Here is a 13602-nt window from a genome sequence, read left to right as displayed (position 1 = left end):
GCGACATCCGGGGCCGAGAGCCGACCCGCATGTCGCTGTCGCTCATGCGGGCTACAGATTGACGCGCCCCCTACCGCATCGTGATCGCAAGCCCGCTGAGGTCCGCATTGGCCATCAACCCGACCTGCCGGCCGGTCAATTCCAGCACCGCGCCCTTCTGGTTGGTCAGCACGATGGCGCGGGCGCCGGCGCCGACGGCAAGGCCGGCACCGGCGGCGCCATAGACGCCGGCAACATCCGAGGGGCGGTTGATGTTGGAGACGCGGCCGCGCAGCACGGTTTTCGAGCCGCCGAACACGAGGCCGTAGTCGAGGCCGCCGGTGGAGAGCCCATAGGTGCGGCCGCGGAAATTGAGCACGCCGCTCCCGCCGGAGCCGCCGATGATCCAGCCCGCCTTGTAGATCGTCAGCGTCACGAAGCCGCTGTCGGCCCGGGCCGCCGTCGAGAGGCCGGCCAGGGCGACGATGGCAACCAGCGCGGCGCGGAAGGTGGATGCGAGCTTCATGGGGATCTCCGGGGGCTATTTTTCAAGGCAGGATTCGAATCAGATGCGACAAATCTATCCGATCGATCGCGGCGGCAACATGATGGCGCGGTGTGTGAGAAGTGAGGAGTGAGGCACGAGGCGTGAGGCGTGAAATGCGGCAACGCATTCAACTGTCATCGCCCGGCTATGTCCCCGAACACCCGTCGGTCATGTCCCCGGGCTGAACACTTCGACCGGGCGATCCAGTATTCCAGAGACAGCTGTTATCTACGGAGAAGCCGCGGCGTACTGGATGCCCCGGTCGAGCCGGGGCATGACGGCGCGGTCTGGTCCAGAAAGGCAATCTCGCCATCATGCAATTCTGCCGGTGTTTTGCCCGACGGGTCAATCTTTATTTCGCATTTACCGAAGGCGCTGATAAGCTTGGTCTTTTCTACTGTGCATGGGGTTGTTTTTGCATTTTTTGTTTTGAGCGGCCCCGGCCTGCCGCTACGCTCATGCGTCTATCGACCATCCCCGAGGTGATGCCATGCCGATCCAGCATTTCGCGCCCCCGCCGCATGTCAAGGCGCCGCCGCTGTCGTTTGCCACCCGCGTTGGCGATCTCCTGTTCGTCTCCGGCATTCCCGGCTTCGACGCCAATGGCGCGCTGCCCGACGGGTTCGAGGCGCAGTTCGCCAACGTCGTCGTCAACATCAAGCGGGTGCTGGTCGATGCCGGCGCGAGCATGCACGACCTCGTCAAGGTCAACGTGCTCCTGACCCGCGCCTCGGACGTGGCCGCCATGAACGCGCTCTATGCCGGCGCCTTCGGCCCGCCGCCCTACCCCGCGCGCACAACTTGCGTGGTGCACGCGCTGCCCGATCCGAAGATGCTGATCGAGATCGAGGCGGTGGCGTCGCTTTCGAAGTGAGCAACGCTTAAGCACGTGTGACTTGTCGGGCACGCGGCCAAACCAAATGCGCGGCAGCAACTGACATGTCCGTGAACGGCCGCTCCCCGGCTTGCAAAGGCCCTGCTTTTCCCGCACGAATTTTCGGATCCCACTTCCCCCACAAGGAGATACTTCATGCGTCGCGCACTTGCGCTCTGTGCCGTTGCCGGCATCGCTTCGTCCGTGTTCGCCGTGCCCGCCTCGGCGAAGGTCGGCTATTACGTGATCCGCTGGGACAACACCGGCATCTGTCAGGTCTGGAACGAGGACCTGCAATACAAGCCGTTCCAGTGGGGGGTGTCGACCTACAAGGTCGTCAGCAAGCCGCTCCCGACTTTCCAGGAAGCGTCGGACCTCCAGATCAAGATGCGGTCGGACCGCCGTTGCACGCTCTGAACTGACGCAACGGATCGAATTTGAAGGGCGGGTCGCGCGAGCGATCCGCCCTTTTCCTTTTGCAGCGGCCTTGGCGTTTTCCGGCCAAAAATCGCGCATTTTCCCGCGCGCCCGCTTTGAACCTGACCGGCCGGCGGAACTACTCACATCTTGTCCGGGGCGCAGGCCCAAAAGCGTCCCGCACCGGCCCTCCCATCATTGTCGGGAGGCGCATCCCATCTTTCATTTTGAGGAGCTGATCATGCGTCGTATTTCCGTGCTCTGCGCTGCCGTCGGTCTTGCCGTCACCGCGTTCGTCGCTGCGAGCCCAGCCGAAGCCAGCTATCACCTGATCCGTTGGCAGGACACCGGCTTCTGCCAGATCTGGGACGAGAGCATCCCGACCACGCCGTGGCCGTCCGACTACTCCCGCGTCAGCGCGACCGTGCCAACCTTCGGCGATGCGCTGATGTTGAAGGATCAGGCGCTCATGAACGGCCACTGCACCTGGTGACAATTCGATCGGCGGACAAAAAGCCGGGCAAGGACCTCGCGTCTTTGCCCGCGCTTTTTTTCGAGCTGCGTGAGCAGAAATCGTAGGGTGGGCAAAGCGGAAGCGTGCCCACCAATTCCATCCGTGAAGAAAATGGTGGGCACGGCGCTTTGCGCCTTTGCCTACCCTACGAGATATCGCCAGGCGCTCTCACGCGTCCTTGTGCGCGCCGGGATGGATCAGGATGTCGCGCGCGGCGGCGAGGTCGATGAAGGCTTGCGCGCTGCCGCCATGGTCGGGATGCATGCCCTTGGCGGCGCGGCGATAGGCCTGATTGATATCCTCGCACGTGAGCTGCACGGCGAGCGGCAGGCCGAGCACCTTGCGGGCGCGATCCTCGCTCGACAACTTCTTCGGCATGGCATTGCGGCGACCGAAGCGCGGCGCGGTCAGATCATGAATGACCTCGAGCACCACACTGATGCGGCGCTGGGCTGCCAGCGTGACGCTGTGATCATCATTGTCGACGGCCTGGCGCAAGACCGGAAGCGCCTGCTCCGCCGCCTGGCGCAGCGTGACGTCGCTGCTCATCCGCGCGATCTCGGCCACGAGCCGGCCGGCCTCGGCCCAATCGGCCGACTGCGCCGACCGCAGGCGTTCGAGTGCGAGTTTCCAGGATTCAAGCCGTTCCATCATGCGCGCAACGTTTAGCAATGAAGATCAGTATGCCAAGGCCGCCGTTTCCGACCCCTTAATTTCGAGTTAGCTTTTCGTGAAACTTCGAAACGAAATCGGGAGGAAACTGTCATGGCATTGCTTGCAAACCACATCGCCGTCGTCACCGGCGCCGGTTCCGGCATCGGCCGGGCGATCGCGGCCGGCTATGCGCGGGAAGGCGCGCAAGTGGTGCTGCTCGACGTCAATGCCGACACGGTGGCGGAGGCCGCCCAGGAGATCCGCAAAGCCGGCGGCAAGGCCGAGAGCTTTGCGCTGGACGTGACCAGGCGTGACGATTGCTTCGCGCTGGCAAAGCAAGTTGCCGACAAGGTCGGGCAGGTCTCGATCCTCGTCAACAATGCCGGCATCACCCGCCGCAACGCTTTCACCGCCGAGACCGAGACGGTGGCGAAGGACTGGAACGACATCATCTCGCTCAATCTCAACGGCGTCTTCAACATGACGCAGGCGTTCCTCGCGCCCCTCCGCGCGAGCAAGGGCCGCATCGTCAATATCGGCTCGATCCAGTCCTTCGTGCATCTGCGCACGCCGAGCTCGGCGGCCTATACGACCTCGAAGCACGGCGTGCTCGGCTTCACCAAGGCGCTCGCGGTCGAGCTCGGCAAGGAAGGCGTGCGCGTCAACGCGATCGGGCCCGGCTTCATCGAGACCAACATCAACGCCCATGTGCGCGCGACCAATCCGGCGCTGGTGCAGGCCTTCGTCGATCACACTCCGCTGGCGCGCACCGGCAAGCCCGAGGACATCGTCGGACCCGCGATCTTCCTGGCCTCGGATCTGTCGGCCTATGTCACCGGGACGATCGTGATGGTGGACGGCGGATACCGGACGGTGTGAGCGGGCGCGGAAGCTCTTACCACTGGCTCAGTGTCATCGTCCGCGCAGGCGGACGATCCAGTATCCCAGAGGCCGTTGTGGGATACGGAAGGGCCGCGGCGTACTGGATGCCCCGCCTCCGCGGGGCATGACAGCGGAGGATGTGGCAGCGCGGGGCATGACAGCTGCGTCGCGCAAGATAGGCCCGCATCACCATGCATCCCGCACCAATCGCGGCGGCTTCGCGGCATTCCTGAGGTCAATTGGTGCGATCGCCCGCGGTTAACTTTTCATTAACCAAACCGGACCACCGTAGATTCACGGCTTGGGGGTCGTTTGTTCTCGATCCGCTTCCAACGGTGGAAGCGGGCGTTGATCGGGGAGTGTATTGATGACCACTGTTCATGTCGCTGCGTCCGAACCGGGCGCGCAATTCCTTGCACCGAACCAGATCGTTCCGATGCTGATCGGCGCCACCGTCGACGAGGTCGAGCGCGAGCTCGTGCTTCAGACGCTGGCGCGCTGCGACGGCAACCGCACGCGCGCCTCGCGCGTGCTCGGCCTGTCGGTGCGCACGCTGCGCAACAAGATCCGGCTCTATGCCGCCTCCGGAATCGAAGTGCCCGCCTATCAGGATTAGCGCGCGGTGCCGATCGATGTTGCCCGATCCCGTGCGATACGCGGGCGGAATTGCTGCTGTCGTCAAACGCCGCTAAGTAGCTTGCTTCCGTGAAAGGGGAGCAGTGGCGTGGCAGACGATCAGGGACGACGGCAGGGACTTCAGGGACCGCGCGGGCGGCAGGGCGAGCCGGGACGGCCGGGACCGCAGGGTCATCCGGGCCGGCGCGGCCCCGACGGCGCGCGCGGCAAGCCGGGTCCGCAAGGCAAGCCGGGGCCGATCGGAAAGGCCGGACCGCCAGGCAAGCCCGGTCCGCAAGGCAAGCAGGGCGAAGCCGGTCCGCGCGGACCGGCGGGCGCGCAGGGGCCTGTCGGACCGCAGGGGCCCGCAGGGCCGCAAGGCCCGCGCGGCGAGGCCGGGCCACCCGGTCAATTGCCGTCGATCGAACAGGTGCTGCCGTGGCTCGAGCAGCTGTTCGACGCGTGGGACGAACGGCGCCGCCAGCGCGAGCGTGAAGCCGCCGAGCGCGAGGCGCTGGAGGCCGCCGTGCAGGAGACTGACGAGCCGATCGCCGATGATGGGAGCGACGAAGGCGAAGGCGACACTCGCGGGAAGAAGAAGAAAAAGAAGAAGCGCGGCAACAAGGGCTAGCAGACGAGCCTATTCCCCGTTTTCGCGTCGCGGGAGCATGCCCATGCGCTCGAACTGCCAACGCATGGCCCGATACCAGAGATAGCCGACCGCGGCGCCGCACAGGGCGAGGATGATCGTGTTCACGCTCGAGAAGGAGCCGCTCCACCACATCATCCAGGCGGTCCACAGCACCGTGAGGGTGACGGCACCTGCTTTCAAGGGAAGAAGGGGGCGGCTCATGATCATGCTCCGGGTTGTCGAAACCCCGGCGGACATCATCGCGCAGTAAGTAGCGCTCTTCCGTGAGCCAAATCACGGAATGGGCTCTCTGGGATCGCTAACCAAACCTCAGCCGCGAGCGCTCCTTGGCCTTTTCCGCCTCGACCTCGCGGTCGCGCGCCGGCGCATGGGTGTGCAGCGAGCTCAACAGCCGCCGCGCGGCCTCCGACACTTCCGCCACTGCACGCTCGAACACCTCCTCATTGGCCTGCGACGGCTTGTTGAAGCCGGACAGCTTCCGCACGAACTGGAGCGCGCTGGCGTGGATCTCGTCCTCCGTCGCCGGTGGTTCGAAGTTGAACAGCGTCTTGATGTTACGGCACATGCAGTCTCTCCGGATATGTCCAAGGACGATCGGCGGCGACGAAATCCTACATCCTTCCCCGCACTTCTGTTAGGTTCCGCGGCAACGCGGCCGCCGAATACGAGCCGCTCGGGGAGAGGATCATGAGAGCTTCTTGCGCAGCCTTGTCGGCCGTTCTGCTATCCATCTCGACGTCGATATGGGCAGCCGACTATCCGACGCCGAAGCAGGGCGACTGGATCGCCAAGGATTTCAAGTTCCACACCGGCGAGACCATGCCGGAACTGCGGCTGCACTACACCACCGTCGGCGAGCCGAGCGGCCAAGCTGTGCTGGTGCTGCACGGAACAGGCGGCTCGGGCGCGAGCATGCTATCGCCTGCTTTTGCCGGCGAGTTGTTCGGCGCCGGGCAACCACTCGACGCCTCCAAATATTACATCATCATTCCCGACAGCATTGGCCATGGAAAATCGTCAAAACCGTCCGACGGGATGAAGACGAGCTTCCCGAAATACGACTACGACGACATGGTCGAAGCGCAATATCGCCTGGTGACCGAAGGCCTCGGCGTCAAGCATCTGCGGCTCGTCATCGGCAATTCGATGGGCGGCATGCACACTTGGCTGTGGGGCGAGAAATATCCGAGCGCGATGGACGCGCTGATCCCGATGGCCTCGCAGCCGACCGAGATGGCCTCGCGCAACTGGATGCTGCGGCGGATTATGCTCGACACCATCCGCAACGATCCCGACTACAATGGCGGCAATTACACCAGCCAGCCGCGCATGATGAAATACGCCATCACGGCCTATGGCATCGCCAGCATCGGCGGCACGCTGGCCTATCAATCGCAGGCGCCGACGGCAGCGAAGGCCGACAAGATCGTCGACGGTCGGCTCGCGACGCCGATCACGGCCGATGCCAATGACTTCGTCTATCAGTGGGAATCCTCGCACGACTACAATGCCGGCGAGAAGCTGGAGCAAATCGAAGCGTCGCTGTTGCTGATCAATTCCGCCGATGACGAGCGCAATCCGCCCGAGACCGGCATCACGGACGCTGCAATGAAGCGGGTCAAGAACGGCCGCCTCTTCCTGATCCCCGCAAGCGCCGAGACGCGCGGCCACGGCACCACCGGCAATGCGAAATTCTACAGCGAGCAGATTCGGCAATTGCTGAAGACCGCGCCGCAGCGGACCATGTAGGAGCACCACGCGCGCCATCTCGCAACGCATCATATGCAGCGCTCGCCGCCGCATATTATTTGAGCATGCATTGCGCTGACGGCTCGGGCTTAATCGCGCCAACGAAACGAATCGATGCGCGGGACAATCGCGCGCCTTCGGTACGACACGCGATGAGGAGGATCGCATGCACAGGCTCGCACTGTGCGTTTGGCTGGCCGCGCTGACGAGCGCCGCGCTCGCGTTCGACAACGGGCAATATGACCACGTCCCGCCCGACATCCGCGACTGGTTCAAGAGCGTGATCGCGCCGAACGGCGTGCCCTGCTGCGACATTTCCGATGGCCATCGCACCGAATACGACGTACGCGGCGGCGCCTATTGGGTGCCGATCGAAGGACAATGGATGGAGGTGCCCGAGCGCGCCATCATCCGCGACCGCGGCAATCCGGTCGGTCAGGCCGTGGTGTGGTACGTCCACCACCGCGGCGCTATCATCATCAGCTGCTTCGTGCCGGCCGATGCGGTGTAGCGCGCTGGATTTCGTTGGCTGCAGGCGCCCGATCGGTTAGCTTGAGGCCAAGCCGAAAGCGGAGGCAGGCCGTTGACCGATCTTAGCGCCGAAGACCTCGCCACCATCTATGCCAAACCGTCGCCGCGCGTCATTGCGAAAGCGCGTCCGGCGATCGATGCCCATGCGAAGAAATTCATCGAGATGTCGCCGTTCTGCGTGCTCGCGACATCGGGAGCGGACGGCAGCGTCGACGCATCGCCGCGCGGCGGCGGCATCGGCTTCGTCCACGTCGCCGGTCCCAACCAGCTGTTGATGCCCGACCGCTCCGGCAACAACCGGATCGACAGTTTTCGCAACGTCGTCGAAGGCTCTGGCTTCGTGCATCTGCTGTTCTTCGTGCCAGGGATCGACGAGACGCTGCGCGTCGGCGGACGCGGCACGCTGTCGGCCGATCCGGATCTGCTCGCCGCGATGGTGGAATTCGGCAAGCCGCCTCGCGCGGTACTGAACGTCACCGTCAGCGAGGTCTATTTCCACTGCGGCAAGGCGCTGATGCGCTCGAAGCTATGGTCGTCCGAGAAGGTGCAGCGCTCGGTGATGCCGAGCATCATCGAGGTCATTCACGACCAGACGGGCTTGGGTGAACCGCAGAGTCAGGAGAGCGTGGAAGAACTTTACAAGACGCAGTTGTAGTTGGATCGTGGTTCCGCAAACGACCGTCATGCCCGGGCTTGTCCCGGGCATCCACCTCTTCGTCGTGCGGTAGCACGTGGATGGCCGGGTCAAGCCCGGCCATGACGAATGGAGGGAGGGCCGGAGCTTAGTGCCCCTCGCCTTCGAGACCGCCGACGTGCTTCTGGGTGTAGAGCTCGAGGCCGATACGGCCGATCAGGTCGAGCTGGGTTTCGAGGAAGTCGATGTGATGCTCCTCGTCGCTCATCAGCTTCTCGAACAAGTCACGCGTGACGTAGTCCTTGGCGCCGTGGCAGTAGGTCGCCGCTTCCTGGTAGAGCGCCCGCGCGCTCATCTCGGCGGCGAGGTCGCATTCGATGATCTCTTTGACGTTCTGGCCGATGCGCAGGGGATCGAGCACCTGCATGTTCGGGAAGCCATCGAGGAACAGGATGCGCGCGGTGAGCTTGTCGGCGTGCTCCATCTCCTCAATGGACTCCTTGCGCCAGACCTTGGCCATGTCCAGGAGGCCCCAGTTATCGAGGAAACGGTAGTGCAGCCAGTACTGGTTGATCGCAGTCAGCTCGTGACGCAGCGCCTTGTTGAGATAGTCGATGACTTTTGGGTCGGCCTGCATGGTTCACTCCAGCTCTTGCAATCAAAATCGGCCCCAAACCGAATTTAGAATGCTTCTAAATGAATTTGCGGACGACGGCAACCGGCTGGGGGGACGCAGCCGGGGGAAAGCTCAGCCAGCGTTGAGGAAGTTTTCAGCAGGCCGCGAGCGCGAACTGGGCCGGTTCGGCCGTCTCGTCGTTGGCGGCCACGGCGTGGCTGTGCGGACAGCCGGCACAGCAGGATTGGGCACAGGGGCCAAGCGCTTCTTCGATGATGGTCTTGATGGTCCGGGCACAGCGGCCGCATTCGGCGCTACAACCGAGGCATCCATAAACTTGCTTGGCATGGCGCACGGCGTCGTCGGACTCGGCGACGGCGGCGCGGATGTCGTCATCGCTTAGCACGTTACAGGAACAAACGATCATGGAAGCGGCAGGCCCTTCGGTGATGCACCATCATCGATATTTAAGGGGCCGGCCGGATGCAAAAGGAAAAACTGGTATTTGAAGCTATTCCAAACTGGCCCGCAAACATCCTAGAACGGCTCTAAAATAGGGTGTTGCTTTGGATCAAGATTGCAGCGGACCTAGTCGCCACCACCGCCTCCCCCGCCATCACCGCCGCCACCGCAATCCCCGCCGCTGCTGCCGCTATCGCTGCTGGAACAGCTGCCGCCATCAGTCGAGCTCCCCGAATCGTCACTGGAAAACCAGCTTCCCAGCGAGAAGCCATCGCTCGTCCCCGAATAGCTGTCACCGCCGCTACTCCCTCCATCGCTGCCGGCCGCGGCGCGGGAGCGCCGACCGCGGTTCTGGAGGTGTGTGATCCAGCCGTAGCCGATCGCGAAAACGATCCCGGCAGCAATCAATGCATTGATCATCGCGTTGCCCATCATCGTGTCCTGTGTGGAGCTGCGGTCCATACCAATCTGTCGTACCCGGCAAGGGTGCCGTTCATTGATCATTCAAGCGAAGTATGGAACTCTGCTTCCAAAGAGTTCCCGCGTGATTGTGTGAAAGGTCAACAATGAAGAAGTCGCTCCTGGCAATTGCTGCCATCGTCACTCTGGCCCTGACGGCCGGAACACCGGCCCATGCGCAGCGCGGCGTCGCCGCAGGCGTGGCGGCCGGGATCATCGGCGGCGCCATTGTCGGTGGCGCGTTAGCTTCTCCGTATTATTACGGACCGGGCCCTGGCTATTACGAACCCGGCTACTATCCGCCCCGCTACTACGCCCCCGGCCCGGGCTATGTTGCCGACGACTATTACGGCGGCGGCTGCGTCTGGCAGAAGCAGCGCTTCTGGGACGGCTACGCCTGGCGCGTCCGCCGCGTCAGAGTCTGCGGCTGAGCCGCCCCTGAACCGGTTCACTACGGATGCGGCGTTCATCTCTGGGCCTGAAAAAGACCGCTTTTTCTCGTCACAGCTCCGTGTGCGTTTACCGTGGATTGACCATTTGCGCGCTTCCTAGCCCAACGGCCAATTCCATCAGAGTGTGCGTGAACCTTTGAAACCCGGGCACCTCTAACAAGGGGAGCCCATCTCCCAGGAGAGCCCTGAGCATGAAGAAGACTTTAGTTGCCGCCCTCACGGTTGCGACGGTCGCCGGTTCGCTGGTGACCGCCACTCCGCCCGCCAAAGCCGGTGACGGCGTCGGCGCCGGCATCGCAGCCGGCCTGATCGGCGGCGCGATCGTTGGCGGCGCCATCGCGTCGAGCCGCCCCGCCTATGGCGGCCCCGTTTACGTGGCCGAGCCCCCGCCGCCGGCGCCCTGCTACTGGCGTCGTGAGCGGTATTGGGACGGCTACGGCTGGGTCAGCCGGCCGGTTCGCGTCTGCTACTGATCTGATCGCTACGCGCGCATCCGCGCCGCGATCGAAGCCCGGCCGAGCATCTCGGCCGGGCTTTTTCTTTTGGCCGAAGTCGAGAACAATTATCGCGAAGCCTGGATCGAGCGCAGCACCTCTTCACTCGGCCAGCAATCGACCTTGAGGCCCGCCGACTTCTGATAGGCACCGAGCGCGGCGCGGGTCTGCATGCCCGCCTTGCCGTCGATCTTGTCCTTGTAGAATCCGGCGCGCGTGAGCCCGCGCTGCATGGTCTCGACGTCTTTCGTGCGCAACTGCTTCGAAGCCGACCAGGGCGTTGCGAATGGCAGCGGGCTCATCATGCGGTCGCTGAGATGGCCGACGAACAGCACGTAGAGATCGGAGAAATTGTATTCCTTGATGACGAAGTAATTCTTCGTGCTCAGGAACGACGGACCGTAGATGCCCTCCGGCTGCAGCAGCGAGGCCGGCTGCGCCTGTTCGGCCGCGCTGAGCTTCTGCCCACGCACCGGCACAAAACCTTCGCGCAGCCATTGGCCGATTGGCTTCGTCACCTCGGGCACGCCGGTGGTGCAATCGACCTTGGCCGGTGCCTGCACCTCGTAGGCCCAGCGCACACCGCTTTGCCAGCCCTTGTTGACGAGCTGCTGCGCAGCGGACGCCAGCGCATCCGGCACCGAATGCCAGATGTCGATACGACCGTCGCCGTCGAAGTCGACGCCGTGCTTGTAATATTCGGAAGGCAGGAATTGCGTGAGACCAGTCGCGCCGGCCCAGGACGAGCGCATGTCCTTGCGCGTGACCACACCCTCGCCGAGGATCTTGAGCGCAAGAATGAACTCGTTGCGGTACTGATCCTTGCGGCGTCCGACATAGGCCTGCGTCGCCAACACGCGGACGAGATCGTAAGGCAGCGTGTAGCGGCCATAATCTGTCTCGCGGCCCCAGATCGCGAGCATGACGGTCGCAGGAACGCCTGAGCTCTTCTCGATCTCGGTCAGCGCGGTGCGATATTTTTGCAGCAGTCGCTGCCCCTCACCTGCAAGCCGCGCGATCGAGGCTTCTTTGACGTAGTCGGCGGGCACCTGCACGAACTCGGCCTGCGACGGTGCGCCGGTCGCGGGCCGCCCCGGCAGGATCAGATCGGGCAGCTTGTAGTCAGGCTCGAGTCCGCGTATCTGCTCCTCGAACGTCGCGCGCGACACGCCTTCGGCCTGCGCCTCCGGCCAGAGCGAGACGATGAATTGCGTGAAGGCGGCGTCGGCGGCGCGGGCGGGCGACTGAGCACAGGTGATCGCAATCACCGCAGCGATGAGCGCCCGCCACATCATGCCGAGATCACCGCGTCAGCTTCTTGTACTTCACCCGGTGCGGAATGATGCTGTCCTGGCCGAGCCGACGCATCTTGTCCTTCTCGTAATCCTGGAAGTTGCCCTCGAACCATTCGACATGGCTGTCGCCTTCGAACGCCAGGATGTGGGTCGCGATGCGGTCAAGGAACCAGCGATCGTGGCTGATGATGACGGCGCAGCCGGCAAAATCCTCCAGCGCCTCTTCGAGCGCGCGCAGCGTGTCGACGTCGAGGTCGTTGGTCGGTTCGTCGAGCAGCAGCACGTTGGCGCCGGACTTCAGCATCTTGGCGAGATGGACGCGGTTGCGTTCACCGCCGGAGAGCGCACCGACCTTCTTCTGCTGGTCCGCACCCTTGAAGTTGAACGAGGAGCAATAGCCGCGCGAATTGACTTCCTTCTTGCCGAGCAGGATCAGCTCGTTGCCGCCGGAGATTTCCTCCCACACGGTCTTCTTGCCGTCGAGCGCATCGCGCGACTGGTCGACATAGCCGAGATGCACGGTCTCGCCGACCGTGATCGTGCCCTTGTCCGGCGTTTCCTGCTCGGTGATCATCTTGAACAGCGTGGTCTTGCCGGCGCCGTTGGCACCGATCACGCCGACGATGCCGCCGGGCGGCAGCTTGAAGGTGAGATCGTCGATCAAGAGGCGATCGCCATAGCCTTTGCTGAGGCCTTCGAAATCGACCACGTTGGCGCCGAGGCGCTCGGCGACCGGGATGATGATCTGCGCGGTCTGGGTCTGCTTCTCGCTCGCCTGCTTGAGCAGTTCCTCATAGCGCTGGTAGCGCGCCTTCGACTTGGCCTGGCGTGCCTTTGGCGAGGACGCCACCCATTCCTGCTCGCGGGCCAGCGTTTTCTGGTGCGCGGCTTCTTCGCGGCCTTCCTGCTCCAGGCGCTTCTGCTTCTGCACCAGCCAGGACGAATAGTTGCCCTCGTAGGGAATGCCGCGGCCGCGATCGAGCTCGAGGATCCAGCCCGTGACATTGTCGAGGAAGTAGCGGTCGTGGGTGACGATCAGGATCGCACCAGGATAGTTGCGCAAATGGCCTTCCAGCCACGACACCGACTCGGCATCGAGATGGTTGGTCGGCTCGTCCAGCAGCAAGAGCTCGGGCTGGTCGAGCAGCAGGCGGCACAGTGCGACGCGGCGGCGCTCACCGCCCGAGAGTTTCGTCACGTCGGCATCGTCGGGCGGGCAGCGCAGCGCGTCCATGGCCTGGTCGACCTTGCTGTCGAGATCCCAGAGGCCCTGCGCCTCGATCTCGTCCTGCAGCTTGGTCATCTCGTCGGCAGTCTCGTCCGAGTAGTTGACGGCGAGCTCGTTGTAGCGGTCGAGGATCGCCTTCTGCTTGGCGACGCCCTGCATGACGTTCTCGCGCACAGAAAGCTTGGGATCGAGATGCGGCTCCTGCTCGAGATAACCGACGCGGGCGCCTTCGGCGACCCAGGCTTCACCGGTGTATTCCTTGTCGAGGCCGGCCATGATCTTGAGCAGGGTCGACTTGCCCGAGCCGTTGACGCCGAGCACGCCGATCTTGGCGTCCGGATAGAAGCTCAAATGGATGTTATCGAGCACCTTCCGGGTCGGGTAGCTCTTGGTCAGGCCCTGCATGAAATAGATGAACTGGCGCGCCATCGGTCCCGTGAAACCTTCGATTTGAGGAAATTTGCTTGCCGCCGATGTAGCGATCCCGCCCCCAAAGGGCAATGTTTTCCGTCCGTTCACCACGGATGAATACGGTTCGGACACCATCC

General features: G+C 63.6%; 20 protein-coding genes. 11 read left to right on the top strand and 9 right to left on the bottom strand.

Annotation, left to right across the window (positions count from 1 at the left end):
• Window positions 1-70: 70 nt before the first annotated feature.
• Window positions 71-505 carry a hypothetical protein gene (locus ACR9YP_RS14095; protein ID WP_370989265.1) on the bottom strand — a complete coding sequence of 145 codons (435 nt, stop codon included), beginning with the start codon at window positions 503-505 and terminating at the stop codon, window positions 71-73.
• A 511-nt stretch (window positions 506-1016) separates the two neighbouring features.
• Between ACR9YP_RS14095 and ACR9YP_RS14090 the strand changes: the two genes are divergently transcribed.
• From ACR9YP_RS14090 to ACR9YP_RS14080, 3 genes are all read left to right on the top strand, one after another.
• A complete protein-coding gene (locus ACR9YP_RS14090) occupies window positions 1017-1400 on the top strand; it encodes a RidA family protein (RefSeq protein WP_128945795.1) in 384 nt (127 codons plus the stop codon).
• A gap of 156 nt (window positions 1401-1556) precedes the next feature.
• A complete protein-coding gene (locus tag ACR9YP_RS14085; protein WP_091879387.1) occupies window positions 1557-1817 on the top strand; it encodes a hypothetical protein in 261 nt (86 codons plus the stop codon).
• A gap of 241 nt (window positions 1818-2058) precedes the next feature.
• Window positions 2059-2310: a hypothetical protein gene (locus ACR9YP_RS14080; protein WP_091879390.1), complete on the top strand. Its 252-nt coding sequence runs from the start codon at window positions 2059-2061 to the stop codon at window positions 2308-2310.
• Window positions 2311-2499: 189 nt separating this feature from the next.
• Here the strand turns inward: ACR9YP_RS14080 and ACR9YP_RS14075 are convergent, their stop codons facing one another.
• Complete coding sequence (locus ACR9YP_RS14075; protein ID WP_091879393.1) at window positions 2500-2985, bottom strand: molecular chaperone DnaJ; 486 nt, start codon at window positions 2983-2985, stop codon at window positions 2500-2502.
• Between the two features lie 111 nt (window positions 2986-3096).
• Here ACR9YP_RS14075 and ACR9YP_RS14070 point away from each other — a divergent pair, with 111 nt between their 5' ends.
• From ACR9YP_RS14070 to ACR9YP_RS14060, 3 genes are all read left to right on the top strand, one after another.
• The gene (locus tag ACR9YP_RS14070; RefSeq protein ID WP_370989261.1) at window positions 3097-3864 is read left to right on the top strand and encodes an SDR family NAD(P)-dependent oxidoreductase; all 768 of its coding nucleotides are present in this window, start codon (window positions 3097-3099) and stop codon (window positions 3862-3864) included.
• Between the two features lie 370 nt (window positions 3865-4234).
• Complete coding sequence (locus tag ACR9YP_RS14065) at window positions 4235-4483, top strand: helix-turn-helix domain-containing protein (RefSeq protein WP_438105908.1); 249 nt, start codon at window positions 4235-4237, stop codon at window positions 4481-4483.
• Window positions 4484-4591: 108 nt separating this feature from the next.
• Window positions 4592-5113 (top strand): collagen-like protein, encoded by a 522-nt coding sequence (locus ACR9YP_RS14060; RefSeq protein ID WP_474220173.1) that lies wholly within the window; start codon window positions 4592-4594, stop codon window positions 5111-5113.
• 9 nt (window positions 5114-5122) lie between these two features.
• On the opposite strand, the gene ACR9YP_RS14055 is transcribed toward ACR9YP_RS14060, so the two are convergent.
• Together ACR9YP_RS14055 and ACR9YP_RS14050 are read right to left on the bottom strand one after the other, a co-directional pair.
• The gene (locus tag ACR9YP_RS14055) at window positions 5123-5335 is read right to left on the bottom strand and encodes a hypothetical protein (RefSeq protein ID WP_474220172.1); all 213 of its coding nucleotides are present in this window, start codon (window positions 5333-5335) and stop codon (window positions 5123-5125) included.
• A 97-nt stretch (window positions 5336-5432) separates the two neighbouring features.
• The gene (locus ACR9YP_RS14050) at window positions 5433-5699 is read right to left on the bottom strand and encodes a DUF2277 domain-containing protein (protein ID WP_091879404.1); all 267 of its coding nucleotides are present in this window, start codon (window positions 5697-5699) and stop codon (window positions 5433-5435) included.
• Window positions 5700-5821: 122 nt separating this feature from the next.
• Between ACR9YP_RS14050 and ACR9YP_RS14045 the strand changes: the two genes are divergently transcribed.
• The 3 genes from ACR9YP_RS14045 to ACR9YP_RS14035 all read left to right on the top strand — a co-directional run bounded on the left by ACR9YP_RS14045 (window position 5822) and on the right by ACR9YP_RS14035 (window position 8069).
• Window positions 5822-6883 carry an alpha/beta fold hydrolase gene (locus ACR9YP_RS14045; RefSeq protein ID WP_474220171.1) on the top strand — a complete coding sequence of 354 codons (1062 nt, stop codon included), beginning with the start codon at window positions 5822-5824 and terminating at the stop codon, window positions 6881-6883.
• A gap of 166 nt (window positions 6884-7049) precedes the next feature.
• Window positions 7050-7394 (top strand): hypothetical protein, encoded by a 345-nt coding sequence (locus ACR9YP_RS14040; RefSeq protein WP_370989255.1) that lies wholly within the window; start codon window positions 7050-7052, stop codon window positions 7392-7394.
• A gap of 72 nt (window positions 7395-7466) precedes the next feature.
• Window positions 7467-8069: an MSMEG_1061 family FMN-dependent PPOX-type flavoprotein gene (locus ACR9YP_RS14035; protein WP_370989254.1), complete on the top strand. Its 603-nt coding sequence runs from the start codon at window positions 7467-7469 to the stop codon at window positions 8067-8069.
• A 127-nt stretch (window positions 8070-8196) separates the two neighbouring features.
• Here the strand turns inward: ACR9YP_RS14035 and bfr are convergent, their stop codons facing one another.
• The 3 genes from bfr to ACR9YP_RS14020 all read right to left on the bottom strand — a co-directional run bounded on the left by bfr (window position 8197) and on the right by ACR9YP_RS14020 (window position 9561).
• Window positions 8197-8685 carry a bacterioferritin gene (gene bfr, locus ACR9YP_RS14030; RefSeq protein WP_091879416.1) on the bottom strand — a complete coding sequence of 163 codons (489 nt, stop codon included), beginning with the start codon at window positions 8683-8685 and terminating at the stop codon, window positions 8197-8199.
• A gap of 133 nt (window positions 8686-8818) precedes the next feature.
• Window positions 8819-9091 (bottom strand): (2Fe-2S)-binding protein, encoded by a 273-nt coding sequence (locus ACR9YP_RS14025; RefSeq protein ID WP_370989253.1) that lies wholly within the window; start codon window positions 9089-9091, stop codon window positions 8819-8821.
• 161 nt (window positions 9092-9252) lie between these two features.
• Window positions 9253-9561: a hypothetical protein gene (locus ACR9YP_RS14020; RefSeq protein ID WP_438110598.1), complete on the bottom strand. Its 309-nt coding sequence runs from the start codon at window positions 9559-9561 to the stop codon at window positions 9253-9255.
• Between the two features lie 131 nt (window positions 9562-9692).
• Between ACR9YP_RS14020 and ACR9YP_RS14015 the strand changes: the two genes are divergently transcribed.
• Window positions 9693-10016, top strand: a complete 324-nt coding sequence (locus tag ACR9YP_RS14015) for a hypothetical protein (protein ID WP_091879422.1) — start codon at window positions 9693-9695, stop codon at window positions 10014-10016.
• Between the two features lie 212 nt (window positions 10017-10228).
• Window positions 10229-10510, top strand: coding sequence for a hypothetical protein (locus ACR9YP_RS14010; protein WP_091879425.1), 282 nt, complete (start codon window positions 10229-10231; stop codon window positions 10508-10510).
• Between the two features lie 89 nt (window positions 10511-10599).
• On the opposite strand, the gene ACR9YP_RS14005 is transcribed toward ACR9YP_RS14010, so the two are convergent.
• On the bottom strand, window positions 10600-11826 hold the full coding sequence (locus tag ACR9YP_RS14005; protein WP_474220170.1) for a lytic murein transglycosylase: 1227 nt from the start codon (window positions 11824-11826) through the stop codon (window positions 10600-10602).
• A 7-nt stretch (window positions 11827-11833) separates the two neighbouring features.
• Window positions 11834-13483, bottom strand: a complete 1650-nt coding sequence (ettA, locus tag ACR9YP_RS14000) for an energy-dependent translational throttle protein EttA (RefSeq protein WP_091879432.1) — start codon at window positions 13481-13483, stop codon at window positions 11834-11836.
• Between the last annotated feature and the right edge of the window lie 119 nt (window positions 13484-13602).

The sequence above is a fragment of the Bradyrhizobium sp. BR14999 genome, from assembly GCF_056106085.1.
This window is presented reverse-complemented; position numbering and strand designations above follow the sequence as displayed.